29 protein-coding genes and 1 pseudogene are annotated in these 26,040 nt (G+C 47.7%); 4 read left to right on the top strand and 26 right to left on the bottom strand.

Going from position 1 to position 26,040, the window contains the following annotated elements; translation table 11 throughout:
- Window positions 1-33 precede the first annotated feature (33 nt).
- The 15 genes from eutH to A4V09_RS06285 all read right to left on the bottom strand — a co-directional run bounded on the left by eutH (window position 34) and on the right by A4V09_RS06285 (window position 12,337).
- The gene (eutH, locus tag A4V09_RS06355; RefSeq protein ID WP_065541610.1) at window positions 34-1,125 is read right to left on the bottom strand and encodes an ethanolamine utilization protein EutH; all 1,092 of its coding nucleotides are present in this window, start codon (window positions 1,123-1,125) and stop codon (window positions 34-36) included.
- 2 nt (window positions 1,126-1,127) lie between these two features.
- Window positions 1,128-1,403, bottom strand: a complete 276-nt coding sequence (locus tag A4V09_RS06350; RefSeq protein WP_065541609.1) for a EutN/CcmL family microcompartment protein — start codon at window positions 1,401-1,403, stop codon at window positions 1,128-1,130.
- 9 nt (window positions 1,404-1,412) lie between these two features.
- On the bottom strand, window positions 1,413-2,093 hold the full coding sequence (locus A4V09_RS06345; RefSeq protein ID WP_065541608.1) for a hypothetical protein: 681 nt from the start codon (window positions 2,091-2,093) through the stop codon (window positions 1,413-1,415).
- A gap of 39 nt (window positions 2,094-2,132) precedes the next feature.
- On the bottom strand, window positions 2,133-2,756 hold the full coding sequence (gene eutD, locus A4V09_RS06340) for an ethanolamine utilization phosphate acetyltransferase EutD (RefSeq protein ID WP_065541607.1): 624 nt from the start codon (window positions 2,754-2,756) through the stop codon (window positions 2,133-2,135).
- On the bottom strand, window positions 2,746-3,342 hold the full coding sequence (locus A4V09_RS06335) for a cobalamin adenosyltransferase family protein (protein ID WP_065541606.1): 597 nt from the start codon (window positions 3,340-3,342) through the stop codon (window positions 2,746-2,748). The genes eutD and A4V09_RS06335 overlap by 11 nt, the downstream gene beginning before the upstream one ends.
- Window positions 3,343-3,374: 32 nt before the next feature.
- On the bottom strand, window positions 3,375-3,692 hold the full coding sequence (locus A4V09_RS06330) for a BMC domain-containing protein (protein ID WP_065541605.1): 318 nt from the start codon (window positions 3,690-3,692) through the stop codon (window positions 3,375-3,377).
- 120 nt (window positions 3,693-3,812) lie between these two features.
- Window positions 3,813-5,291 carry an acetaldehyde dehydrogenase (acetylating) gene (locus A4V09_RS06325; protein ID WP_065541604.1) on the bottom strand — a complete coding sequence of 493 codons (1,479 nt, stop codon included), beginning with the start codon at window positions 5,289-5,291 and terminating at the stop codon, window positions 3,813-3,815.
- A 20-nt stretch (window positions 5,292-5,311) separates the two neighbouring features.
- A complete protein-coding gene (gene eutL, locus A4V09_RS06320) occupies window positions 5,312-5,968 on the bottom strand; it encodes an ethanolamine utilization microcompartment protein EutL (protein WP_065541603.1) in 657 nt (218 codons plus the stop codon).
- Between the two features lie 22 nt (window positions 5,969-5,990).
- Window positions 5,991-6,896 (bottom strand): ethanolamine ammonia-lyase subunit EutC, encoded by a 906-nt coding sequence (gene eutC, locus A4V09_RS06315; protein WP_065541602.1) that lies wholly within the window; start codon window positions 6,894-6,896, stop codon window positions 5,991-5,993.
- A gap of 23 nt (window positions 6,897-6,919) precedes the next feature.
- Window positions 6,920-8,287, bottom strand: coding sequence for an ethanolamine ammonia-lyase subunit EutB (locus tag A4V09_RS06310; RefSeq protein WP_065541601.1), 1,368 nt, complete (start codon window positions 8,285-8,287; stop codon window positions 6,920-6,922).
- Between the two features lie 91 nt (window positions 8,288-8,378).
- Window positions 8,379-9,809, bottom strand: coding sequence for an ethanolamine ammonia-lyase reactivating factor EutA (eutA, locus tag A4V09_RS06305; protein ID WP_065541600.1), 1,431 nt, complete (start codon window positions 9,807-9,809; stop codon window positions 8,379-8,381).
- Entirely contained in the window at window positions 9,806-10,249 is a 444-nt protein-coding gene (locus A4V09_RS06300; RefSeq protein ID WP_065541599.1) for a EutP/PduV family microcompartment system protein, read from the bottom strand. Before A4V09_RS06300 ends, eutA begins: the two co-directional genes overlap by 4 nt.
- Before the next feature lie 16 nt (window positions 10,250-10,265).
- Window positions 10,266-10,616, bottom strand: a complete 351-nt coding sequence (locus A4V09_RS06295) for a BMC domain-containing protein (RefSeq protein ID WP_171285709.1) — start codon at window positions 10,614-10,616, stop codon at window positions 10,266-10,268.
- A 28-nt stretch (window positions 10,617-10,644) separates the two neighbouring features.
- Entirely contained in the window at window positions 10,645-11,787 is a 1,143-nt protein-coding gene (locus A4V09_RS06290; protein ID WP_065541598.1) for a 1-propanol dehydrogenase PduQ, read from the bottom strand.
- A gap of 82 nt (window positions 11,788-11,869) precedes the next feature.
- The gene (locus A4V09_RS06285) at window positions 11,870-12,337 is read right to left on the bottom strand and encodes an NADH-quinone oxidoreductase subunit NuoE family protein (protein WP_065544661.1); all 468 of its coding nucleotides are present in this window, start codon (window positions 12,335-12,337) and stop codon (window positions 11,870-11,872) included.
- A 270-nt stretch (window positions 12,338-12,607) separates the two neighbouring features.
- On the opposite strand from A4V09_RS06285, the gene A4V09_RS06280 reads away from it, so the two are divergent.
- Complete coding sequence (locus tag A4V09_RS06280) at window positions 12,608-13,843, top strand: uroporphyrinogen decarboxylase family protein (RefSeq protein ID WP_065541597.1); 1,236 nt, start codon at window positions 12,608-12,610, stop codon at window positions 13,841-13,843.
- Between the two features lie 81 nt (window positions 13,844-13,924).
- On the opposite strand, the gene A4V09_RS06275 is transcribed toward A4V09_RS06280, so the two are convergent.
- From A4V09_RS06275 to A4V09_RS06255, 5 genes are all read right to left on the bottom strand, one after another.
- Entirely contained in the window at window positions 13,925-15,829 is a 1,905-nt protein-coding gene (locus tag A4V09_RS06275; protein ID WP_065541596.1) for an FtsX-like permease family protein, read from the bottom strand.
- Entirely contained in the window at window positions 15,826-16,581 is a 756-nt protein-coding gene (locus A4V09_RS06270; RefSeq protein ID WP_065541595.1) for an ABC transporter ATP-binding protein, read from the bottom strand. Before A4V09_RS06270 ends, A4V09_RS06275 begins: the two co-directional genes overlap by 4 nt.
- A gap of 30 nt (window positions 16,582-16,611) precedes the next feature.
- Window positions 16,612-17,694, bottom strand: a complete 1,083-nt coding sequence (locus A4V09_RS06265; RefSeq protein ID WP_065541594.1) for a sensor histidine kinase — start codon at window positions 17,692-17,694, stop codon at window positions 16,612-16,614.
- Window positions 17,691-18,395, bottom strand: a complete 705-nt coding sequence (locus A4V09_RS06260) for a response regulator transcription factor (RefSeq protein ID WP_242963978.1) — start codon at window positions 18,393-18,395, stop codon at window positions 17,691-17,693. The genes A4V09_RS06265 and A4V09_RS06260 overlap by 4 nt, the downstream gene beginning before the upstream one ends.
- A 419-nt stretch (window positions 18,396-18,814) precedes the next feature.
- Window positions 18,815-19,585 (bottom strand): ATP-binding protein, encoded by a 771-nt coding sequence (locus tag A4V09_RS06255; protein WP_065541593.1) that lies wholly within the window; start codon window positions 19,583-19,585, stop codon window positions 18,815-18,817.
- A 155-nt stretch (window positions 19,586-19,740) separates the two neighbouring features.
- Here A4V09_RS06255 and A4V09_RS06250 point away from each other — a divergent pair, with 155 nt between their 5' ends.
- A complete protein-coding gene (locus tag A4V09_RS06250) occupies window positions 19,741-20,337 on the top strand; it encodes a TetR/AcrR family transcriptional regulator (protein WP_065541592.1) in 597 nt (198 codons plus the stop codon).
- A gap of 84 nt (window positions 20,338-20,421) precedes the next feature.
- Here A4V09_RS06250 and A4V09_RS06245 read toward each other — a convergent pair whose 3' ends face one another.
- The 4 genes from A4V09_RS06245 to A4V09_RS06230 all read right to left on the bottom strand — a co-directional run bounded on the left by A4V09_RS06245 (window position 20,422) and on the right by A4V09_RS06230 (window position 24,394).
- Complete coding sequence (locus A4V09_RS06245; protein WP_065541591.1) at window positions 20,422-22,095, bottom strand: ribonuclease J; 1,674 nt, start codon at window positions 22,093-22,095, stop codon at window positions 20,422-20,424.
- A gap of 207 nt (window positions 22,096-22,302) precedes the next feature.
- Window positions 22,303-22,839, bottom strand: a complete 537-nt coding sequence (locus A4V09_RS06240) for a Holliday junction resolvase RecU (RefSeq protein ID WP_065541590.1) — start codon at window positions 22,837-22,839, stop codon at window positions 22,303-22,305.
- A gap of 47 nt (window positions 22,840-22,886) precedes the next feature.
- Window positions 22,887-23,426 carry a signal peptidase I gene (lepB, locus tag A4V09_RS06235; protein ID WP_065541589.1) on the bottom strand — a complete coding sequence of 180 codons (540 nt, stop codon included), beginning with the start codon at window positions 23,424-23,426 and terminating at the stop codon, window positions 22,887-22,889.
- Window positions 23,423-24,394, bottom strand: coding sequence for an RluA family pseudouridine synthase (locus A4V09_RS06230; RefSeq protein ID WP_065541588.1), 972 nt, complete (start codon window positions 24,392-24,394; stop codon window positions 23,423-23,425). The genes lepB and A4V09_RS06230 overlap by 4 nt, the downstream gene beginning before the upstream one ends.
- Before the next feature lie 20 nt (window positions 24,395-24,414).
- Here A4V09_RS06230 and A4V09_RS26360 point away from each other — a divergent pair.
- Together A4V09_RS26360 and A4V09_RS27045 are read left to right on the top strand one after the other, a co-directional pair.
- Window positions 24,415-24,462, top strand: a pseudogene (locus A4V09_RS26360) (hypothetical protein); the annotation flags it as partial.
- Window positions 24,450-24,587, top strand: coding sequence for a DUF6783 domain-containing protein (locus A4V09_RS27045; protein WP_334297231.1), 138 nt, complete (start codon window positions 24,450-24,452; stop codon window positions 24,585-24,587). The pseudogene A4V09_RS26360 and the gene A4V09_RS27045, both read left to right, overlap by 13 nt.
- Here the strand turns inward: A4V09_RS27045 and A4V09_RS06225 are convergent.
- On the bottom strand, window positions 24,565-25,179 hold the full coding sequence (locus A4V09_RS06225; RefSeq protein WP_065541587.1) for a hypothetical protein: 615 nt from the start codon (window positions 25,177-25,179) through the stop codon (window positions 24,565-24,567). The two genes, A4V09_RS27045 and A4V09_RS06225, sit on opposite strands and share 23 nt — an antisense overlap.
- A 98-nt stretch (window positions 25,180-25,277) precedes the next feature.
- Window positions 25,278-26,036 carry an SDR family NAD(P)-dependent oxidoreductase gene (locus tag A4V09_RS06220; protein ID WP_065541586.1) on the bottom strand — a complete coding sequence of 253 codons (759 nt, stop codon included), beginning with the start codon at window positions 26,034-26,036 and terminating at the stop codon, window positions 25,278-25,280.
- Between the last annotated feature and the right edge of the window lie 4 nt (window positions 26,037-26,040).

Here is a 26,040-nt window from a genome sequence, read left to right as displayed (position 1 = left end):
CTTCACACTTCTCTATACACACCACATCAACACCTACACTTCTTTTGCCGAACCATTGCTCCGAACCAAAACCAAAGCAGCAATTACCGCCGTAATTCCACCCACTAATTTTCCCACGATCATAGGAAAGATCATATCCTGGTTAAATCCTGCTGTAAATCCCAGATGGTCTCCAAACACAAAAGCCGCTGAAACCGCAAAAGCCACATTCAGCACCTTTCCCCTGTCATCCATGTCTTTCATCATACCAAACATAGGAATGCTGTTCGCAAGGCTGGCAACCAGTCCTGCCGCTGCCACCTCATTCATACCCAGCACTTTTCCCAGACCCATAAGCGGCTTTTTAAACACTTTCGTGATCACATACACCAGGGGAAATGCGCCTGCCAGTACAATCGCAATATCTGCCACCACCTCAAATCCTTCACTTATAGGATTCATACCGGGAATCAGTACAATTCCTGTGAGCTGCTCTATGATACCAACCCCCAGACCCAAAGTGATCACTGCCACCACAAACTTGCCGAAATACGTGAATCCCTTTACCATGGCATTTTCAAACTTCCACAGCCCAAGGGCGATCAAAACGGCAAAAATAATGATAGGGATCAGATTCTTAAGCACCATAACAATGGAGTATCCTGCCACCAGACCACCAACAAACGAACCGATCGGAATAGTAATGACACCTGCAAGTACACCTGTTGCCAGGTATTTCCGGTCCTCCTCCCTGATGATCCCAAGGGCTACCGGAATGGTAAACACAATGGTAGGCCCCAGCATAGCGCCCACGATCAGACCGCCGAAATTACCGGCATCTTCATTCAGAGCCAACGCCTGTGCCAGAGGCGCACCGCCCATATCATTTGCCAGAATAGAACCGGCAAACATAGCCGGGTCAGCTCCCAAAAGGCCAAACACAGGCACGATCACAGGCTTCAAAAGATTGGCGATGACGGGTGCCAAAGCGATAATTCCCACCATGGAGACAGACAGTGCACCAATTGCCATGATTCCTTCCTCAAACTTTTCTCCCAATCCAAAACGGCTGCCGAATATCCTGTCCAATGCTCCCAGAGCCGCAAATATTACCATAATGTATATAATTATCTCATTGATGCTCAACTTCATACCTCCTCATGTATATCCAGAGTATCTATAATTCCCACAATAGCTGCATCTACGGGTGTTTTTCCGTTTCCCACAACCATCCTTGCGGAATTTCCCCTGCAGATCAGGACCATATCTCCCACGCCGGCGCCGATCACGTCTGCGGCAACCAGCAGGGACTCTTTTTCCTGCCTGTACCGTTTCATCACATCAATCACCAGCAGCTTCTGTCCGCTGATCGCCTCGTCTTTTTTGGTGGCCCATACACTTCCGATTACTGTTCCGATTTCCATTCGTGTACCTCACTGCTGTCTTCTGACTGTCAGATTATGATTGGAAATATAGTCTTTGGCCAGGGGTGTTATAATAGTCTTTCTTCCGATCAAAACCGTCCGGTATCCGGTCCCGCGCAGTTTCCCAAGGTCTGATTCTCCCAACAGTTTAAGCCTTGTCAGATCAAAGGCCGCACTGTCATTTTCTGCTATTATGCAGGCACTTTTTTGTACCCGCATTTCAAGCTCTGCCGCCTCCTGTATACCGGTTACGATCTCACCGCCAAAACGCCTGATCTCTTCCTCATATTCCTGGTATTTCTGATATAAAGCCTTGTAGGAAGTCTCTCTGTATTTCCGGTATTCCAGACCTTTTTCCAGAAAATAGACTTTCTTCCCGCCAAGCAGGGCTTCAAGGATCCATTTTGCTTCCGGCTGCCCGGGAATTCCCAGTGCAGTAAAGGCCAGCAGGCCAGCGGAGACCTGGGCTGCCACAATAAAATCCCATTCTCCTGTTTCCGGGGAAGTGCAGATATTGGCAAAGGACTGCAGCATATTTTCATCTGTCTGATCCAGTTTCCCAAGTACCAGGACTTTTCCGGTGGGGGGATCCCCACAGGACTCCTCCTGTATTTTACCAAGGCGGGCCTTAACTTCCTCTATGACATCATCAATCAAACGGTCCGTTCCTTTTGTCTTCCATGTATTCATAAGCACATCCTCCTTTACACACCGGGAAAGACGCGGCATTTACCGGATGATACGGCAAAAGGTACCTTTTTCAAACCCACAGGCATTTGCCTCGTCATAGTCAATATGAACATAGGTCTGAAACTCACTGCTGACTCTGGCAATGGTATCCTCAAAAATAACCGGACGGCTTCCGTAAACTTTGATCTTCAGGGCTTCTTTGTCTTTTACATGCAGTCTCCGGGCGTCCTCAGGTGTGATATGCATATGACGCTTAGCTATGATCACTCCTTTGTCCGTGACAATCTGCCTGTCCCCGTTTGATATGGTAATTCCCGGTGTTCCCGCTATATCTCCGCTCAGTCTTACAGGCGGGCGGATCCCCAGGGCAAGGGTATCTGTCATGGACACTTCCGCCTGGGTCTCCCCTCTCTCAGGCCCCAGGATAACCACACCGTGAATCGTACCTTTCGGTCCTGTAAGGGATACCCTCTCCTTGCAGACATACTGGCCGGGCTGGGATAAATCCCTGACTTTTGTCAGCCTGTATCCTTTGCCAAATAACCGCTCCACATCCTCCCGTGACAAGTGCACATGTCTGCCGGAGGCCTCCACCTCCACCATCATCTTATCTTTCAGTTCCCTGACAACTGCCTCAACTACTGCCTCTACCTCAACGTTCATACGTTCCTCCATATTTTCCGGTCAAATACTTGAACATCATGATCCAGAACAAAGAGGACAGCCGGTTTAAAACGCGTATGATATCTTCCCGCTCCACATCGCCGGTATCTGTTTTAAAGGCACGGTATGCAATGAGTTCCGTCTCTCTGGCCTTTGTTCTCAGCTTGTTTAAATATGCCACAATTTCATTATGACAGTAGGTGGGAAGGAAATGTTTCATACCATAATACTGGCTTGGATGATGGGAGTGGGCCCGCATAGCGTCTGTGTCCAGCCCCTGCATGGTGATCTCACCCACAGGCTCCCCGGATACCTCGCACCGCAGAAGCCAGCGGATGGTTTTGATGATCTCCTCCAAGTCCTCCGTGAGCGTGTGCAGATTCTGCTTTTCCGTGATAGTCTGTAAAATGATGATCTCTGCCTCCAGGGAGTCAATAGCTCCCCGGAAGGCAATTCTTGGATGGTCCTTATATACCAGATGGTCTCCTCTTAAATGGGTCATGTGTTCGGGTTTTTCCGGTTTTTTATCCAGGGTTTCCCTGACCGCCTCCGCCACGATCCGGCGGATCTTTTCCTGTTCTTCCATTTTTCTGCTCCTAATACCCGGACGTTTTTTTCTCAGGCCTCTTCTGTATAGGAAGTTCCTGTGCTCTTTTCAAGCTGATGAGGCAGAATCACATCCACTTCTGTGTGAGGACGGGGAATCACGTGTACAGACACCAGTTCTCCCACACGCTCTGCTGCTGACGCCCCTGCATCGGTTGCTGCCTTGACTGCGCCTACATCTCCGCGCACCATAACGGTGACTAATCCGGCACCAATGCTTTCCTTTCCCACTAACGCCACATTGGCAGCTTTAACCATGGCATCTGCTGCCTCAATGGCTCCCACAAGTCCTTTTGTTTCAATCATACCTAATGCATTTGTATTTGCCATAATGATTTACCTCCAAATATTCTCCAATTTTCAACACTTTAACTATTTTGTACCCCTAGGAAAACGCCTGGCAGGATACGATACTTTCTCTGTTAGTATTCTACATTTATCTGAATTCATTCAGACGAATTCTTTTACAATTTTGTCCACAATGGCATTGATCAGTTCCTGGCTTACCTGGCTGCTGCCGGATATCTGTGAAGTATTCTGCATGCTCCCGCTTTCCCTGCGGATTTCTTCCAGTTCTTTTGTACCAAATGCTACACGTTTGATATTGATCAGATCAAGAGGCCCGATGTTGTTGGAGGAGGAACTTCCTCCCACTGCGCCGCAGCCCAGTGTCAGGGCCGGGAATAAACCTGTGGTGGCTCCAATACCGCCCAGCGCTCCCGGTGTATTGACCAGAAAACGGGATGCGGGAATCTGCAGTGCGAACTTTCTCACCAGCGCTTCATCCTCTGCGTGCATGGAAAAGGTGTGTCCCGCACCTTCCATATGAAGGATCTCAATGCTTCTCTCCAGCACCCTGTCGGTATTTTCTTCCACAAAAAGTCCCAGGATGGGAGCCAGTTTTTCCCTGGAATAGGGTGCGTCTGCTCCCACTTTCGTCTCTCTTCCCACCAGTACTCTGGCTGAGGACGGAACACCGCAGAGGCCCGCGTACTCTGCGATCTGAGCACATGTTTTTCCCACGATCATAGGATTCATGGTGCCGCCTGCCCGCAGAATGAACTTTCCAAGCTGTCTGGACTGTTCCTGGGTCAGCACAAAGGCGCCCTGGGATTTCAGTTCCTCCACCACTTTTTCCTCCATGCAGCGCTCCACAATAATGGACTGCTCAGAGGCACAGATGGTCCCGTTGTCAAAGGTTTTGGAGTCCAGGATCTGTTTTACTGCTCTTCTTACATCAGCGCTCTTGTCGATAAATGCCGGGCCGTTGCCTGCGCCCACCCCGATGGCAGGCGTTCCTGATGAATAGGCGGATTTAACCATGGCTCCGCCGCCGGTTGCCAGGATCAGGGCTGTGCGGTCATTCTTCATCAATGCCTGTGTGGCCTCCATGGTAGGCACACTGATGGCTGATATAGCCCCTTGGGGGCAGCCAGCCTGACATGCGGCCCGGGAGATGATCCGCACGGTTTCCAGGATACATTTTTTAGCTCCCGGATGGGGAGAAAATACAATGGCATTGCCCCCCTTTAAGGCTATCATTGCTTTGTAAATAACCGTTGAGGTGGGGTTTGTGGAGGGAACGATCCCGGCTATCACCCCCACCGGAGTGCCAATATCCCACACCTTTCGCTCCTTGTCCTCGTGGAGGATCCCCACTGTCTTTTCCCTCTTTACGGCATCGTAGACCACCCTGGCGGCAAACATATTTTTGATCACCTTATCCTGCCATTTACCAAAACCAGTCTCCTGCTGGGCAGCTTTTGCAAGTTCTTCTGCATGGGCAGCTCCGGCGTCGCTGATTGCTTTTACAATACGGTCAATCTGGTCCTGGTCCATACGTGCCAGTTCCCGCTGTGCTTTTTCCGCTTCCAGAAGCAGATCTCTTGTCTCCTGGACGGAAACCAGGTCTTTATCCTTTAATTCCATCGGTTCACTCTCCTTTTCCCTTATTCAAAGTCTTTTGGCCCGTCTGCCACTGTCTGCACTGCCTGGGCGAACGCAGAGCAGGCCGCCTTACATGCGGACTGGCTTCCGGTGAGAAGGCCGCCGCCAAAATTGGTCTCAGACGGAGGGCCGTAAAAAGCTGCCATGGCCACATCTGCTGCCTTCATTGCAGCATCCAATCCATAAACCGCCTCCAAAGGCGGTGCGATCAGATAAGCCAGTGCCTCCCCCTCGGGGATACCTGCTGTCTTAGACAGATAAGAACCCGTACGGGATACCGTGTGTGCGTAATAGACAATGGAGTCATCCTCATTAGCGCTGACAAAACAGGGACCATATTCCATGAAATTCCTGATGGAATTCAGTCCGCTGCGAATCTCCGCAGGGCTTGGCCCTCCAATGATGCCGATGACCTCACCTGCCAGCTTCGTGGACGCATTGGCAGCGCCTGCGTACATGGATTTTGCATAGACCACCTCCACGTCTGCGTCTTTTGTGGCTTCATCAAGGGCAGTGTAGAGCACATCGTCTGTATCTGCTGTCACGATCCCCAGGCTTTTATGTCTGGGGCCCAGCTCCAGTGCTTTTGCCAGATCCTCGCTGACATTGGAAATCATACGGATTCCCAGAATCGCGGGACGCAGTTCATCATGTTTCATAATTTCCTCCAATAATTCCTGCTTATTTCAAATCTATTCCCGATGCCTTTTTCTCCAGCATCTTCACTATCAGTTCAGCCGCATGGGCGCCTGCCTCAACAGCCGTGGTGCCGCCCTTGTGGATATTGCTGATCACGGTACGTTTTGCCTCCGCAAGGCCATGCTTTGGTTTATACGCAATATAGGCAGACATGGATTCCGCGGTCACAAGGCCCGGCCGTTCTCCAACCAGCATGCAGATCACGTCCGCATCCGTCACTTCTCCCACCGCATCCATGGCCCCCACTCTGGCATATTTGATAAAAAGCACCGGGGGAAGGGTGATCTGATGCATCTGAAGGCCCTGGCGGATGGCAGGGATCATATCCTCCACATTGGCCTCAATGGCGGAGGAGGAAAGACCATCCCCCACGATCACAAGGACTTTTGGATGGCTGCCGCAGGTCTTTCGGATGACCTCAAGTTCATCTGCGGGAAAGCGTCTTCCAAGATCAGGCCGTGTCAAATATTCATCTTTGTCCTTACAAAGGGTTTTTACAAAGACAAAACCACACTTTTTAATAAACTCCTCGGATACGTCGCTGAACACCGCATCCTGGGCCGCCGCATGGTCTGCGCGCACCCGCAGCATAGTGGCTGTCCGGTATCTGGCCCCTGCCTTTCCGATTCCCAGCCTGGCAGGTGTCTTTGCTTTCATATCCAGATACCCCTCTGCATCAACAGGGTCCTTTACAAGAAGCTGGCGGCGCAGGTCTGTTTTTGTAATATCCTCCAGACATTCCCCGGAATCAGCCGGTATCTCTTTCTTTTTCAATGCTTCTGCAGTGGTCTGTATCACCTCAGAGCGTTTGGGCTCAGGGGCTGCGGAAGTATTTAACATCTGATCCAGGATTTTTTCCACCATGGATCTAATTTCATCATCTCTCACTTGATAAGTCCTCCTTCTGGTAATTAAACAAACAATGTGGATGCATCTCCTGCTCTGGCGGTCAGATGTCCCTTTTCGTCCACATATCCCATCTTCATCAGCCACTTGTGGAATGGTTTAATGGCAGTCAGGCCGAATATCTCACGAAGTGCCGCGGTCTCATGAAAACCGGTTGTCTGATAGTTGAGCATCACATCATCCCCGTGGGGAATTCCCATAAAATAATTACAGCCGGCAGCGGTCAGAAGTACTGACAAATCCTCTATGGTGTTCTGGTCTGCCTTCATGTGATTGGTATAGCAGGCATCGCATCCCATGGGAATACCGGAGAGTTTCCCCATGAAATGATCCTCCAGCCCGGCACGGTTCACCTGCCGTCCGTCATACAAATATTCCGGACCAATGAACCCCACAACCGTATTGACCAGAAACGGTGAGAAATGGCGGGCAAATCCATAACATCTGGCTTCCATGGTCACCTGGTCTGTATCGTGGTGGGCTTCGGAGGACAGCTCTGAGCCCTGCCCGGTCTCAAAGTACATCACATTTGGCCCCTGGGCAGTTCCCTTTGTCAGCGCAAGATGGCGCGCCTCCTCAATGGTAGCTGCATTGAAGCCAAACGCTGTGTTTCCCATCTCTGAACCGGCAATAGACTGGAAGATCAAATCCGCAGGCGCCCCTTTCCTGATGGCCTCCATCTGGGTAGTCACATGTGCCAGCACACAGGTCTGGGTTGGAATCTGATGTTTTTGTTTTACTTCCTCAAAACGGTGCAGCACTCTGGCAACACTCTCGGCAGAGTCATCCACCGGATTCAGCCCCAAAAGAGCGTCCCCTGCGCCATAGGTAAGCCCCTCTAAAAGAGACGCCATAATACCATCCGGGTCATCGGTAGGGTGATTCGGCTGAAGGCGTGAGGACAAGGTCCCCTCCTCACCGATGGTGGTATTACAGTGTGCTGTGACACGGATTTTTCTGGCTCCGTATACCAAATCCAGATTGGACATGATTTTCGCAACAGCAGCCACCATTTCCGATGTCAGCCCCCGGGATACCCGGCGGATCATTTCCCCTGTTGTCTCCTCATCCAGAATCCACTCACGGAGTTCTGAGACAGTCATTCTTTTGATCTCATTGTAAATAGGTTCGCTGATGTCATCCTGGATGATCCTGGTCACCTCATCTGTCTCATAAGGCACAGCCGGATTGTTCCGCAGGTCTTCCAGTGTTATCTGGGATAACACGATTTTGGCTGCTACCCGTTCCTCAGCCGACTCCGCCGCAAGGCCTGCCAGCTTGTCTCCGGATTTTTCCTCGTTGGCTTTTGCCATTACTTCTTTTAATGACTGAAAAGCATAAACGTGTCCAAATAATTTCGTTTTTAAAATCATGGCTTCTTCCTTTCTTCTGTTTGCTACGGTTCTTATGACTCCTGTTATTTTTTATTCATGACGATCGAAAGTGCGCGGAGCATGCTTTCTATCATTTATGAAATACCAATGTCTTGACCACCACAGGGAGTACGCTTCCCTCTGCAATGGGTTTGCCAATGTCAATATACTCGCCCTCCGCCAGATGGATGCCGTCCAGACAAATGACTTCCTTCTTCCATTCCAGAAGGTGATACATGGTCTGCCCCAGGACCTTTGCCATATCATTTTCCACAACTACGATCAGAGGCAGATTAGCATGTAAAAGAGGTTCCATGCCTTCCAGAAGAGCCTTTGCATATTCCTGTATACGGGAAAAACTGGGATTGTTTTCACCCGTAAATGCAATGGCTGCCTGTTGTATACTGCCCTCCACCATAAACCAATCCAGCTTTTTTCTAATGGCATTTCCCATGGCTGTCGGCCTGCTCTCCTCCTCGCTCAGTTTCAAAACGGGAAGGTTCTTCACCGGAAACAGCTCCTTTGTGTAAGTGATCGTACTGCCGCTTATGTCAGTTGTATGGCTTCCGGCCCCTACCACCGTGGCACGGATAGTCTCCGCGCTCTCAATGACCTGCAGATCCTGAAACAGTTTTGACTCCCGGATTGCCCGCCCCAGCAGCACACCTATATCGCCGAACATAAAAGGTTCCCTGAATTTTTCCGGATGATAGACCGCATCCGCTACCCCGCCGGAAAAACTGATACAGACAGTCTCTCCTGACAAAGCGATCCCCTGGTTCGTGATCATCATTTCATAGTAAGGATTGTCTCTGCGCAGCCCTACACTCTGTTCCAGTATCTCTGTCATCTGTATTAAAAGCGGTTTCAGAAGTTTTTCACTGGCAATGGTCCCGATTCTCAATTCCCATCCTTCTGCATCAATGATTTTCTGTATTTTCGGTGCGATATATGTGATCCGCCCGGTATCTTTGTCAATCTTAACCAGCCTGCCCCCAATATCCAGACAGCCGGTATCTACTGTATCTCCCCGTTTGAATACCGCCAGGTTGCTGGTTCCGCCGCCGATATCTATATTTACTGCTGTCAGGTGGTGCTCCTTTGAATAGAGATCAGTACCCGCGCCCTTTCCGGAAATAACACTCTCCAAATCCGGCCCTGCTGTGGCAACCACAAAATCACCGGCAAATCCACTGAGTGCGTGGATCATCTCACTGGCATTTTCTTTTCGGGCTGTCTCTCCTGTGATAATGACAGCCCCGGTGTCAATTTCCTCTTTTCTTATGCCTGCTTTCTCATATTCTCTCTCTACGATTTCACGGACTTTGCCAAAATCTATTCTGGTCTGGTCAAGCAGCGGTGTAAAATAAATATCACTTTTGTACTGGATCTCTTTCTTTGTTATCACCATCCGGGGAACCGTATAACTGGTTGCCATGTTCTCCACTGTCAGTCTGGAAAAAATAAGCTGCGTGGTGCTGGTACCCAAGTCAATGCCCACACTTAATAGTTCTTCTTTCATTTTGCTCCCCTTTCCCGGTTCAGAAATTCTGACAATTCTCCAATCCCTGTGCCGTCCGGTGTGTCCACCAGAAAGATCCGGCTTACCCCTGCCTCCTTTAACTGTCTTTCCGCCTTCTTTATCTGTTCCCCACCGGCCTGCTTTATTTTTGTAATAACTCCAATCACTTTTTTTCCAAAAATACCCGCAAATCCGGGAGGGATCGCCCGGTATTCTGATGTGGGGTCAGCCACCAAAGCGATGATACCCGCATCCACGGCAGTCATGATCAGAGCATTGTAAAAATGACGGTTCTCCATATATTCTCCCGGGGTATCTATGGATTCTCCATACTGTTCCACAGCCTGTGTCTTTTTATATCGGATTTCTTCCTCATTCAGCTTCTGACACAGCGTCGTCTTGCCACAGCCGCTCTGCCCCATAAATATGACTTTTTTCACTGCCTTGCTCCTCTTCTCACGTTCTGGTCACTGGGGCCTTTGCAAATCCAAGCTGTTCTTCCATGGTTTCAAGAATCTCCTTCACTGCTGCCTCCACAGAACTGATATCTCCGGTAAACACCAGCGCTCCGCTGAACCGGTCAATAAAGCCCAGGGTGATATCTGAGGCTTTTGTGGCTATATCCGCAGCAATGATCGCCCCCTCACTGGGTGTGATGGTCAGGATTCCGATGGCGTCCATCTGTTCCGGTTCCAGCCCCAGCTTCACATAGATGGCCGGGTCAGGACCAGCTATGACGTGGGCCAGGGTTATCTGTTTTCCCGGAACAAATTCCTGTATGATCCTCTGTTTTTCTTTCACTTCCATACCCGCAGCACTCCTTACCCCGGCTGTATCAGCGCATTCCCTGATATGCCCGTTTTAAAATCTCTAAAATATCTTCCCGGGAAACCTTTCTGGGATTTGTCTGGATGCAGGCATCTGACAAAGCCCCCTGTGTCACAGCATCTTTCTGCTTCTGGTATTCCTCAGGTAAAACACCGCAGTCTTTCAGTCCTGCAGGCATTTTCAGCTGTTCCTGCATTTTCCTGATCTCACGAATGAGATTCTTTACCCCAGCCCGCACATTGCCGCCTCCGAAACCTGCCAGTTGGGCGATCGCCGCATACTTTTCGGCTGCCAGAGTGTATTCCCTGGGATTGAATTCTGTCATATCCGCATTGAATTCCACCACATAGGGAAGGAGGACCGCGTTTGTCCTGCCGTGAGGCACCTTAAATTTGCCTCCGATATTATGGGCAATGGCATGGTTCACACCCAAAGATGTTTTGTCAAAAGCCAGCCCTGCCATACAGGAGGCATTATGCATCTCCTCCCTTGCCCTTGCGTCCTCCGGATTCGTATAAGAGCGCACCAGATACCGCAGAACCGTCACCGCTGCCTTCTCCGCCAGCGCATCGGTAAACGCATTGGCCTTTGTGGAGACGTAAGCCTCCAGCGCATGGGTCAGCACATCCATACCGGTGTCCGCCACCACGGATTTCGGAACACTTTTCACAAGACTGGCATCCAGAATGGCTGTGTCCGGCAATAGTGATGAATCTACCAAAGGATATTTGATCCCCTTCACCCGGTCTGTGATCACGGCAAAGGATGTGACCTCCGAACCGGTTCCGCTGGTGGTTGGAACTGCAATAAACTCCATATCCGGCAGATTCCCGATTTGCCTGGAAAAATGCATGATAGCCTTTGCCTCATCAATGGCAGACCCTCCGCCAAGGGCGATCAAAGTGTCAGGCTTTTGCTTTATCACTTCTTTGACACCTTCGATCACCAGTTCAAGGGGCGGGTCCGGAACCACATTGCTGAAGATGGTATAACTGCCTGCTTTCAGGTATCTGGTGATATTCTCCACAAGCCCTGACTCCACCATAAAAGGGTCAGTGACAATGCATATCCCGGCACCTTGCAGTTTCTTTAAATATTCCAATGCATTTTTGCCAAAATGGATGGATGTTTTTATCCCGAACTCTTCCATAATCTTTCGTCCTTTCAATTTCATTCCTTATTTAGCTATCTTTTGTGAAATCAGCTCGGATTATGCAAAAAGCACATGAGATTCAAAAACATTTTTTAAAAATTTCTCCTATCTGGTCCGGTTTGACACCGGAAAACATCTTCCCGTCAATGAGAAGATTAGGGGACTTTCCACAGTTTCTCAGGCAGCCGCGTACATTCAGATATACATTCCCGTCCGCGGATATCCCTTCTTTTTTAATTCCCAGCTCGTTTCTCACAGCCTGTAAAACGGCTGCCCCGCCCTTGTCTCTGCATCTTTTTCCTGTACAGACCGTGACGGTGTGCTCATAGGGTGTTTCTTTTAAGCCTGTGTACATCCGCACCAGATACTGCACCACAGATTTCTTCACACCTGCCGCAGATGCTGCCCTCTCCTGGAGTGCCGGACTGATCCCGCCACAGATTTCCTGTAGTTCCCTTAACATTGCCACTATCATTTCCTGTTCTTTTTTGTCTTTTCTGCTGCTGTAATAAGCTAAAATTTCATTTATATTCTCTTCTCTGTCCATGAAACTCTCCGTTCTTTTTCTGATCACTGCCACTGTTTCATACGGTTCTGTTACATTTTTTGCAGATTTCCCGCTGCTATACACAACTGCAGCCCAAAAGGTATATTCTACCCAGAATGTGAAGCGAAACCTCTGTACGTTCCATACAAAAAAACCGTCTGGAAAAAGTCAAGACTTGTGTATCCCGGCTGTAGAAGCCTGCCAGGTACAATGGTATACTCTTCATATAAATAATAATGTCTGCTCCTCATGGGAAAGGAGGAAATACCAATGACGGATCAAGAAAAACTTTATGAAGAAAGAAAAAAACGTGTAGAAACAGCCGTCTCAAACCAGGAGCCGGATAAAGTGCCAAACACACTTTTAGTGGGCACCTACCCTCTTCACAAGGCTGGGATCACAATGGCTGAGAGTATGGTTGACCATGAAAAGGCCTGCCGTGCCATGCTGGCCTTCTATGAAAAATACTCTTACACAGATACCGGTAGCATCAGCAATTTCACCCCTGCCGCAAAGGTCCTGGAAAATCTGGGGATGAAAAATGCCCGCTGGCCCGGCGACCCCAAAGGTCTGGACGAAAACAACACTTATCAGTTTATAGAATATCCCACTTTAAAGGACGGGGAATACGATGAATTTTTCAGGGATCCGGCAGGTTTCTGGCTGACAAAGCACCTGCCCCGTACCATGGAGATCTTTGAACCCATGGCTGACCTGGATTATTATGATCTGATCGTGGGAGGCGCACAGCAGATGCTCACATCTCCGCAGGCTGTCAATGTTTACAAGCGTCTTTTAGCTGCTGCTGAAGAGGCGCGGAAAATGAATGCTGTTATTGGAACATATGACAAAAAGCTAAGGGAGCTTGGCTACTATTCCATCATGGGCGGAGGCTCTGCCACGGCTTTTGATATGCTTGGCGATACCCTGAGGGGAACTTTTGGCATGATGCCGGATTTGATCGAAGAACGGGAGAATGTAAGACATGCACTTGATATTTTTGCGGATCTGCATATAAAGCAGAGCCTTGGATTCTGTCAGGCAACCGGCTGCAGATACGCATGGGTTATGCTGCACAAAGGATTTGACAATTTTATCAGTGAGAGGGATTACAGGGAACTGTACTGGCCTTACCTGCAGAAATGGATCCTTGCGCTGATCGACCACAATATCACACCTGTAGTCTACACAGAAGGTGCTTATAATACAAGGCTGACATACCTAAAAGAGGTGCCGAAGAACAAGGTGGTATACCATTTTGAGAACGTAGATCTAAAACTGGCAAAAAAAGAACTGGGGGATACAGCCTGCCTTATGGGCGGCTTCCCGGTATACACGGTAAGGCACGGCACACCGGAACGTATCAGAGAAGAAGTGAAAAAGCATTTGGAAATCATGGCCCCCGGCGGCGGCTATTTATTCACAACCGGCTACTCCCTGGAGGACTGTCCTGAAGAAAATATGGAAGCCCTCTTAGAAGCTGTTGACCGGTATGGAAAATACTAAAACACCTTTCTGTTTTCTGGACTATCACGCCAAAATGCGGCACCCCGTTTTTAAATAACGGGGCGCCGCATCTTTTTCTTCCTATTTTTGATCCAGCACTTTTTTCCTGAATGCATGGACGGATATAATATAAATGACACTGAATATAATCAAGATAGCGGCTGCGCTGTATACATTGATCCTAAACAGATCCTCTTTCATTACAGTACCCACCGCATGGATGGCAAAATAAGAAGTCAGTACCATAAGGACAAAAGGACAGTAATAAGTAAAGCGAATCTCATTTTTCATGGATCTGTAAAGGGTTCCCCGCTGGATCCCTATTTTCTGCAGCACTTTGTAGCGTTCCGCATCTTCCGCCGCCTCATTGTTCAGTTTGATAAAGATAATGCTTCCGCAGGCCAGGATAAACGTTGCGAACATGAATACACAGAGGGAGTACATAACACGCACCCAGGCCCCTTCCTTATCTTCTGTGCGGATCAGATTGACACCTACAAACCTCTCTCCGTCCGTTTTTGCCAGAGATTTAAGATAAGGAACCGAAGCTTCCAGATTGTCAGGATCCTGGAATTTAAAGCTGTATATATACATGACTTCTCCCAAGTGCTTCAGACTTTCATATTGCGCATCGCTCACCACATAGACGCTCAGACCATTCTGCAGATCTCCCAGATATGGAACATCACTCTCTGCGATCTGTCTGAACTCCTGGTCACCGATGGTTACCAATTCTTTTTCTTCCGGCATGAAACTCATCAGCATAATATGGGTCAGGTGAATACATTCATCATCTTTCAGTTTTGCATATTCATAGGAAAGGCCGGATTCCTCGGCAGCCTTTTTTAAGGCCGATTCTGAAGTGATGCCGTAATTGGCACTTACATATTTTGAATGGAGTTTTTCCGGGTCCAGAGCCAGTATGGGGATACTGCTTCTGTACTTTACCAGGTTCTCCTCTTCTATCCCATTCTGTATCTCATCTGCGTCCGCCTCTTTAGCGGCTACGACCTGGCAGGTGTACGTGGTTCTGAAATGTTCTAACCTTTCATACCTCTGTTTCAGAGCCATGGAACTTCCCAGGACTGTCACAGAACAAATCATTAGTACTGTTACGATCGCATAGGTTCTGTAATTTCGCTTCAGACGGAAAGCCAGGTTGTTCATCCACAGATTTCTCTGCTTTTGATAGAGATACTGCTTATTTTTTGTAAGTCTTCTGACCAGCCAGGGGATCAAGCCTCCGTACAAAAAATAGGTGCCGGCAATGACCAGGATAACTGCAGCCAGGGCATAGCCGAGACTGTCAATATCACCGGTCTTAACCGCGCAGTAATACCCTGCCCCCAAAACACCCACACCCAGAATGATCTTAAAGGCTGTCAGAAAAACCGGTTCCGGCTTCATCTCTTTTTGTTTCGCACCGGAAAGCATATCCAGTACACTGCTTCTGACCAGGGATACATATCCTTTCACGACCATAAGGCCATAAATTGCCATGAAAACGCCTGATGTCACAAGAACAGGCTTCAGAGAAAAGGAGAATTTAATATCCACACTGATATCTGAAATGCGTAGCAGCATCATCTGGAAGAACTTTGAAAATATAACACCGGCTCCCAGTCCTGCTGCCAGGGAAAACAGGCCGGAGAATAAAGCCTCCAGAGCATACATTTTCCCGATTCTCTTGTTGTCCAGCCCCATGAATATATAGATACCGATCTCTTGTTTCCGCTGATTCAAAAATACATTGGTGGCATACCAGATAAAGAAAAATAAAAACACACCGAATATCACAGATAATGCTCTTACGATCAAGTCTATATACTCTTTATTATAGGTGTTCAGTACCGTCATGGAATCCGAATACAGGACACACTGAAAGTTAAAAAACACAAATACAGAGAATGCCAGCGCCAAAACCAGTGAAAGGTAATTTCTGAGATTCCGTTTAAAATTTGACACGGTCAGCCGAATCAGACTCATTCCCCCTCACCTCCCATGGATGCCAGAAGTTTCAGAATCTCATCATAGAAAAGCTTTCTGTCCTCCTTGCTGTTCAGCCTGCACTGAATCTGCCCGTCACTTAGAAAATATACCTGTTTTGCGTAGCTGGCTGTGTAGGCATCATGTGTTACCATAAGAATCGTGGCTTTCCCTGAGTCATTGGCAGCTTTCAGGCTGTAGAGCAGATCCCGGCTGGAATGGGAATCCAGCGCTCCTGTAGGCTCATCGGCAAAGAGTATCCGGGGCTCTGTGATCAATGCCCTGGCACTGGCACCGCGCTGTTTCTGGCCCCCGGAGAGCTGGTATGGGTACTTGTTCAGATGGGCGGACAGGCCGAACATATCTGCCATTCTGTCTACTTTCTCCAGAATATCTTTTCTCTTTTTCCCATTCAGAGACAGTGGAAGTGCGATGTTGTCCTGCAGCGTCATGTTGTCCAGAAGATTATACTCCTGAAAAATAAATCCAATCTTATCCCTGCGAATCTCAGAGAGCTGCCGGTTTCCAACTCTTGTCACATCCGCCCCGTCCAGGATGATCTGTCCTCTGGTAGGTTTGTCCAGAGTGGACAGCAGATTCAATAGGGTGGATTTTCCGGCACCGCTTGGTCCCATGATCGCAATAAAATCATGTTCGTAGATATCCATGATCACATCTTTCAGCACGACCGACTCATACCCTTTGCGGCCATAAGCCTTTGTCAGATTTTTAATTTCTACTATTTTTTTCATTTCCCCAGCTCCTTTGTTTTTCTTTACAGTCTAATTGTAGCAAAACAGGAGCGGGAAATCCTTGCATCTGTCTAACACCTTTCCCCTGTTTCTAACATTTCTGCAAGGTTTGCTCTGATCTTCCAGGAAAAAGTGTTCCGCATGATTCTGAAAGGTAAAGGTGAACCTGGTATTGTTTTCCCCTGAATATGCCCTGATCCCTATCCCCAGCCTGTCTGCTGTCTGCTTTACAAAGTACAGTCCCATCCCTGTGGAACGGTAGCTGCCATTCCTCTGGCTGTTTCCAATAAAGCCTTTGTCAAAAATATAGGGAAGTTCCTCACCGGATATGCCGCAGCCGTTATCCTGGATCCAGAAATCCGTACTTCCCGGCGAAACAGTCTCAGCGCCGAAGGTGAGCGCAGGCGTTTCTCCCCGGTATTTGACCGCGTTGCCAATCATCTGGTCCAGCATATACACCAGCCATCTGCGGTCGGTGTAGACAGCAATATCCTTTAGATACATCTCTATGGCAAAATTATGGCGTATCAGAAAGTAAGAATGATTTTTTACAGCCTCCGCAGCGGCTTCTTTGAGGCTGACTTTTTCAAGCTTTATGTCATTCTCCGGCTTTTTCAGCTTACTGCTCATCATCATGGTGTTGAGATACTGCTGTATCCGCTCCAGGGGATCCTGCATTTCCTCCTGCAAAACCTTGTCCTGATTTCTCTCATTCATAAGCCGCAGGGCAGAGAGGGGCAGCTTTACTTCGTGTGCCCAAAGGGTAATGTAATCACTCAGTTCCAGTATTTCATTGTATAGACTTTGTATTTTTTCCTCATCTGCTTCCTTTCTCCGGCACCATATCTCACAGAGCTGGTGCCCCAACAGTTTTTTTATCTCTTCTTTCGGTATGTCCTGCTCCTGGGCAAGCGTTCTGCAGATTCTCCTATGTTTTCTGTAGTCAGACAGAAAAACGGTCACGGCAAGCACAGTCCCTATGACATCCAGATAAAGCAGATCACCTATGTTTACCCTGGTGGCGCAGATAACTCCGAAATACAGATTGACAAACAAAAACGACATGAAAAAAAGCAGTATGGCAAGGGTTCTGTCCTCCAGATACTTTTTCATAATATATAATATCCCCTTCCTTTTTTGGTACCAATGATCTCTTTTCCGCCTGATATATCCCGAAGCTTGCTTCTAAGCCGTGAGACCAGAACTGTCAGAGACGCATCTGTGACAAACTCATCCGTGTTCCAGAGATGCTGCATCAGTTTTTCACGTTCCACTACTTTTCCCCTGCACTCCATCAGGGCACACATGATCTTATTCTCAGACTTTGTCAGCTCCACGGATTGATTTTCATAGGTAAAGACCCCTTCCGCGCTGTCATAGTACCCTCCGTCAGCCAGATACTCCCTGTCATTTTTCTGGTATTCATAGGCACGCCTTATCATGGAACGGATTTTGACAAGCAGAAGTTCCGAATCAAACGGTTTTTCCATATAATCATCTCCGCCGGATGCCATCGCCATGATTTTATCGGCATTCATCTCGCGGCTGGAGAGAAACAGGACCGGCACATTGGAAATAGTTCTGATCTTTTCACACCAGTAAAATCCGTCGTGATAAGGCAGATTGATATCAAGGAGGACAAAATCCGGCTTGATGCGCATAAACTCTGCCTCCACATGTTCAAAAGCTCTGATATATTCTGTATCAAAATCCCACTTTCTGCAGAGAAGGAAAATTTCTCTGGCCAGGGATAAGTCATCTTCCACGATCATGATCTTCATATTGCTCTGCTCCTTCTCACTGTTATCTGTCATAATTATAACTTATTTTTTCTCATCCTCCCAGCGTTTCCAGGTATCTTACAAAAATGTTAGATTCAACTTTTTTAATGCACTGTACAACTCCAGCCGGTCCGTCATTTCTGTTACACCGGACTCCCCTCTCACACCACCGTAATAGGTCCTGCTTTTCCCAGCACGTCTTTGGAGATTGCTCGGCTGACACACGTTTTGGTGGCGAACCAATACTAGCGTTCTCCACAGTATGCTGTCAGCCTTGCAAGGTCTTTTCCTATCCCTTCTTCTCGCCCACATCTCACGATGTAACCCTTGGGAGTCGCTTTGGGGTTCGTCGGCAACTACGCCCCTTGTGGACTTTCACCACAGACTGACGGCATGCCCGTCATACCCAAAAACGGATTACAGGACAAATCCCTGTAACCCGTTTTTAATCTTTACAACCCTAATTTTTCCACTATTTCTTTCAGCGCTGCCCGCACCGGTGAGTCACCGGGAAGCTGTACCGCAGGCTTTCCGTCGCAGTCAAATTGGTAAACCATATCATCATGGGGAACTACACCCAGAAGGTTTAAATTCTGCTTTTCAATCTCTTCCATGGTTCCTGCGTCCAGTGTACCTTTCGGCGCCCGATTCACGATCAGCCCCATTTTCTGAGGTTTTAAATTCAGTTCCTCGATCAGACGTGCGATCCTTCCCGCTGCCTGTACCCCACGTCTGGAACAGTCGCTCACCAGAACTGCAGTCTGCATGGTGGGAAGGATTCCGCGGCTGATATGCTCCATCCCTGCCTCATTGTCCACAACAATATAGGGATAATGGCTCTGGAGTCTCTGAAGCTGTGTCTGCACCAGTCCGTTTACAAAACAGTAACATCCCTGTCCCTGGCTGCGTCCCATTACCATTAAATCGTAATCATCTTCCTCCGTGACCGCATCGGCCAGTCTCATTTCCAGATAGTCCTGTTTGGTCACACCTGCCGGAATCTGATACCGGCTGTCAACTCCCGCGCGCTCTATTTCCTCCCGCAGTTCTCCCAAAGTGATCTCTGTCTCAACTCCGAGAACTTCGTTTAGATTTGAATTTGCGTCTGCATCCACTGCCAAAACCGGTTTCTTGCCGCTCTCACACAAATACTGAATCAGCAGACCACACAAAGTTGTCTTACCTACGCCGCCTTTTCCGGCTACTGCTATTACATGTCCCATATATTTTCCTCCAAATTTCTGAACAACCTGTTGATTTCTTTCTATAATTAATTATAATTGTAATTATAAAAATTACAATCATCAATATCAGGAATCTGTTCATTTTATCAACAGATTTGGAAAATTGTTGATATCTGACAACAACGGAGGCTCTCATGGAAACCAAAGAACGAAAAGAAGACCGGCGCACAAAATACACCCGGCAGGCCATCAAGGATACCTTTCTGAAACTGCTGGAGAAAAAATCTTATCCCAAGATCACTGTCACGGAAATCTGCAAACTGGCAGAGATTAACAGAGGTACTTTTTACCTGCACTATTATGATATGGATGATGTGCTGGATGACATTCTGACAGAAATGCTGGAGGATACCAAGAGCGTGGAGGAACATCTCATGTGCCCCGGGCGTGCGGCTTCCAACTGCACATTTCCTTTTTGCCACAAGGTCCACAACACCCCCAGATACCAGGTGCTTTTTCTGGATGATATCATTTCCTCCAAAATCATTGACAAGATAGCGGATGTATACAAAGAAGGCTATGTGACCTGGCTGATGTCACACAGCCTGCTTACTTTTGAACAGGCGGAAGCTGTCTTTTATTTCCAGATGAACGGTTGTCTCACCATCAATAAACTGACCATCCGCAACCAGTGCAGCGATTGGAGAAAGATTCAAAATACCATAGATTCCTTTATCAAAGCCGGACTGGAAAGTTTTCTTATTCATGATGGAAGGGATGAAATGCAGTGACTCTCATGCCAAGTACAATCGCTTCCACATACCATATACCCTCCCTTTTGGGGGGGCAGATATCTCTGCTTCCAATGTCTCTGCCTATATTTCCATAATAACAGGCAGGATCACAGGACTTCTCTTGATCTTCTTCCACAAATAATCATCAAGGCTGTCTCTTATTTCTGACTTTATCTGCCCCCACTCTCTGTGATTCTGCTTATCACATTTTTCAATGGCTTTTGACGCCACCTTCTTTAATTCCTGCATAAGCTCCTCGGACTCCCTCACATACACAAAACCTCTGGAAATAATATCCGGACCGGATAAAAGTTTGCCTGTTTTCCGCTCCAGGGTCAGTGATACAATGATAACTCCGTTTTCTGAAAGGCTCTGTCTGTCTCTGAGTACAATGTTTCCCACGTCCCCCACGCCAAGGCCGTCCACATAGACTCCTCTTGCGGTAACTTTTGATACCACTTTCCCCGTTTCTTCGGAAAGCTCCAGCACATCTCCTGCTTCCAGTATAAATACGTGGTCCTCCTCTGTTCCCAAGTCTTTTGCCAGATTGCCGCCGGCGATCAGGTGGCGGTACTCTCCATGCACCGGAATGGCATACTTTGGCTTCAGCAGAGAATAGATCAGTTTAATTTCCTCCTGGCAGGCATGGCCTGACACATGGGTATCCTGGAAGATAACATTAGCCCCTTTCCTTGCCAGTTCATTGACAATTCTTGAGACTGCTTTCTCATTTCCCGGAATAGGGGTGGAACTGAAAATGATCGCGTCATTAGGCTTAATGACAACCTTTTTATGGGTGGAATCCGCCATTCTTGACAGCGCTGCCATAGCCTCCCCCTGGCTTCCCGTGGTAATGAACACCAGTTTTTCATCCGGGTAGCGGTTCATTTCATTTACAGAAATAAGAGTCTTTTCCGGGATTGTCACATACCCCAGCTCCTCCGCTATTTTTATAACGGTTTCCATACTCCTTCCCTGCAGGATCACTTTTCTTCCATATTTATAAGCAGTATTCATAATCTGCTGGACACGGTCTACATTGGATGCGAAGGTAGCCACAATGATTCGGTTTGTCCTGTTTTCCGCAAAGAGCGTGTCAAACGTTTTTGCAACCTTTGTCTCAGACGGAGTAAATCCCGGGCGGATGGCATTGGTGCTGTCACACATCACGGCCAGAACCCCTTTCCTCCCTAAAACACCCATCCTCTGCAAATCAATGGATTCCCCGAACAGGGGTGTATAATCCACTTTAAAGTCCCCTGTATGGAAAATGATACCCGCAGGTGTATAGATTGCCAGAGCGGAGGCGCCTGCTATACTGTGGTTCGTCTTTATAAATTCCACACGCATCTCTCCAAGATTAATCTGGCCGCCCTGTTTCACCACTCTGCGCTTTGTCTTCTTCATCAGTTTCGCTTCCTCCAGCTTATGTTCAATAAGCCCCATGGTAAGCCTTGTGGCATAGACCGGCACATTGATCTGCGGCAGGATATAAGGCAGTGCGCCGATGTGGTCTTCATGGCCGTGGGTGATCACAAACCCTTTCACCTTCTCTTTGTTTTCAATCAGATATGTCACATCAGGGATCACCTTGTCAATTCCCAGCATTTCATCGTCAGGAAAAGAGATCCCGCAGTCAATCACAAGGATCGTGTCATTATACTCAATGGCTGTGATATTCATTCCAATTTTGTCAAGTCCTCCCAGGGGGATGATTTTCACCCGTTCGTTTTGTTTCTTAGTTGTTTTTTTCAAATTATACCTCTTTCTTCATGCTGTCCCTAAATCATTCAACCATAGAAAGCATACACTGCCGGCTTTCTATGGTCATGAATTAGAAAAACAGCCCAATCTGCCATTAAAGACGGATACGGCTGTTTTACCTGTATACTTCAATTTCTTTCTTCACGGACACATACTTTTAGTATAGTATACACTATTAAGTGAAAAAGCACAACTCTTTTATGCTTCTCTGCTTTCCAGGTCCCAGGCAACCCCTTCCAAAAAGGGCACCAGGAAATTTTTGTTTCTCTTCAAAAAGCAGTCGGGATTCAGTTCCTCGTACTTAAAATGTTTCCTTCCGCCCTCCTGCCCTCTCATCCAGAAGCGGTGCATTTCACGGTATGGCATATAATAAAGCTCATCCCTGTGTGTAAAAAAAAGTATCAAAAACGCAATGCCCTGCTGCCGCTCAAAGTCACCCATAAATTCCACCTGATGGGCATGGATATTCTGCAGGGGAAAATTATCCGTATTACACTCTTTTGCATCAAAGCAGACGGGAATTCCCTGTACCACCCCGATATAGTCCACTGTACTTTTTTTTTCAAAATACGCCAGGGTGATATGTCTGCTCTCCTTGTCTATACGGACAGGTGTAATGGGGGTGGGGACTTTCTGTATCAGGGCAAGACTTTTTTCCCTGTAGCGTTCGCATGTCTCATTTATGAAGTCCTCCAGCGCGGAACCGCGCAGGCCTCTGGAATTCCAGGTCGCCATCTCCCTTCCTCCTCACTTGGTATTCTGCTGCTTTTTCACCCTTGCCTTTATTTTATCAGCTTTGGTGACGGGAAATAACGAAGAACAGCCTTACCCAGAATCTTTTCTTTCTTTACAAAGGTGTTGGTCCAAAAACGGGAATCCTTGGAACGGTTTCTGTTGTCACCCAGCATAAAATAACTGTCTTCCGGCACAACTTCCGGTCCCCAGTTTCCCTGAGGCGGCTCCGGCGTAAAGCTGTCGTCCAAAGGTGTTTCCGAACCGTCAATATACACCTTTCCATCCCTGATCTCCACAGTCTCCCCCGGCAGACCGATGACACGCTTAATAAAAAGCTGGGTCTCATCATCCGGGTATTTGAAAATAACAATGTCAAAGCGCTGCGGGTCTTTATTTATGTATGCCAGACGGTTACCGAAGATACGGTCCCCAGTCATGATCGTGTCCTCCATGGATTCTGAAGGTATCTTAGCATTGATCAAAAGAACATTGTTGACTATGAAAACTACAACAACTACAAAAATAATCATTTTTATATATTCCCAGAGTTCTTCCAGAATGGAAGGCCCTATGTACTGTTTGCTCATTTCAGTTTCTCCCCTTTGATGACTTTTTTAAATAATGCAGGCAGTTCCGCCGTCAGCTTAAGTCCGGACAGGTAATTAAGCTCTCCCTCAACGGACGGCATCTCCATCCTCCACGCATGCAGAAGCTGGGAGGATACCTGATATTTTCTCCTGTATACTTCGTTGATTTCTCTGCTGCCGTATTTCATGTCCCCAATAACAGGATGCCCAATACTGGCCAAATGGCTTCTGATCTGATGGGTGCGCCCCGTTAAAAGTTCCACCTCCAAAAGGGTAACCTTTCCCTCCGGCGAACAGGAAAGAGGCCGCAGACGGGTCTCTATGGGAAGTGCGTCTTTTTTTGGTTCTCTTGTCACAGTCACCTTGTTGGTCCGCTCATTCTTCCACAAATAGCCTTTTATATAGGATGGATGTTCGACTTTCCCTGATACCAGTACAAGATAAAATTTATGAAGGCTTCTGTCTTTAAATGCCCGGGAAAGTGTCTGCAGGCCGGCTATCGTCTTACCTGCTGCCACTATACCGCTTGTATTGCGGTCCAGACGGTTGCAGACAGCAGGATGAAAAGTCTGTAAATCTTCTCTGGTCAGGGCACCCTTTTCCAGAAGGTAGCCTGTCAGATATTCCACCAGAGAGATATCCTTTTTATCTGCCTTCTGGGAGAGCATTCCCACCGGCTTGTTGATAAACAGCACATGGCTATCCTCATAAATAACCTCCAAGCGGCAGGTGTGGATCTCCTCCTGGGTTCCCATAAATTTTTCCAGTGTCTCCTCCGCCAAAAAAAGACGGATACAATCCTCTGCCTGAAGCTTCTCACTGCCGTCAGCCTTCCTGCCGTTCAGTGTGATATTCTTCTTTCTGAGCATTTTATATAGGAAGCTTTTCGGTGCCTCCTTCAGATATTTCGCAAGATATTTATCCAGACGCTGTCCGCTCTCCCCTGCTTTAACTGTCAATTCTCTCATGTATTCCTCCTAGAGCGTGTTTGAAAATCCATTCCGACAATCTGCACGCCCCACTTTGCCGCATATTTGCCTCCAATTCGTTCAGCGTAGCCCGCTACGCCTCCTTCATTGTGCCAAATCTCCCACCGAGTGTGACGCACAGCTTGCCGAAAGCAATTTTCAAACACGCTCTAGAGGGAAATTGCATAAATAGTATGCAGAATCAGTTCATTTCTGGTCAAGTCCGGATATTTTTCATCCGGTGTAAAACGGATATCCTTTTCCAAGGAATCGCGGTGTTCCCACATGGATTCCAGCCGGTTCAGATAATCCGGCAGTTTCCGGAAAATCTTTACATTCACATAGTATCCATTCTGTCTAAGGATGGACTGGATATGCTTCTCCGTAAAAGGTATGTCAGACTTTTCGCGGCTGGTGTATCCAACCACAGTATTGCCGCATACTGCCATAGAATCCACAAAGGTCTGTTTTTCATATGCAGAAATGACCAGTTCATAACCCAGGGGCAGGCCATTTTTATGCTTTTCGATCTGCTGATAATCCTTCTCGGACATGGGTTTCTGTATATACATCATAATCATGCCCACCGCAAATTTGCAGGCCGGCAGACATGCCACAACAGCAACCACCGTAAAAACCGTATCACGGTTTCCCTTGATAATCAGGCCGGTAAAAAAAACTGAAAGCGGGGCGATAAAGGCCAATATGGTGTACAGAGTTCTTTTTTTCTTCTGGGAAGTAATATAGCCGAAATCACCTTTTCTGATTTTCTTCTTTTTTTCCATTGAAAATCCGTCTCCTCATAAGTGTCATTTAGAAACAAGGTAATTATTCAGTCCCCTCATAATATCCGCTTCCTTGCGGAATGGTGGGCACCAAACAGTTACAAAACAAGTTCTACAATTTTTAATAATACCCTATGTGGAACAATTTTGCAAAGGATAAAAAAACATTTCATAGAAAATCCATAAATAGAGATTTCTTTTTTTCTGGCAGCATCTATAATAGCCTGACTTACCACAGCCTCAGGACGGGCAATAAACCTGCGTTTGTAGGAGGGTATACGGCTTTTTCCTCCCATATTCTCAAGAAATTCTGTATCTACCGGACCCGGGCAGACGATCGTCACTGCAATATACCCCCGCAGTTCCCTGGCAAGTGCCCGTGAAAAACTGAGTACATAAGCTTTTGTAGCAGCATAGACAGCGAATTCCGGCTGGGGAATGAAAGCAGCCGCGGATGCCGTCATGACAATATGGCTTTTCTGCCTCATATACGGCAGAATGATCCTGGTGATCTCTGTCAACGCCCTGCAGTTTAGATCCACCATTCTGGCACAGTCCTCTGTGGGTGTGACCTCCACACTTCTGTGCACCCCGCAGCCCGCGGCGTTTACCAGATATTTTACATAAGGTTTGTATTCCCTCAGCATTCCTTTTAACTTTTTGATACTTTTCTCATCCGTAATATCCATAGGTATGACACGGATCTTTATACAGATTTCCTTCTTCAGCTCCTCCAAAACTTCGCCCCGTCTGGCAATGGCCCAGATTTCATCCAGCCAGCCGTAGTTGTATGCAAGCTGGCGCACAAACTCCTTCCCCATACCCGAGGAAGCGCCGGTTATGACTGCTATTTTCAAACGA

Source organism: Blautia pseudococcoides, assembly GCF_001689125.2.
GTDB classification, from domain to species: Bacteria; Bacillota; Clostridia; order Lachnospirales; family Lachnospiraceae; genus Blautia; species Blautia pseudococcoides.
The sequence above is the reverse complement of the archived record's forward strand: the minus strand, read 5'-3'. Positions and strand labels throughout refer to the sequence as shown.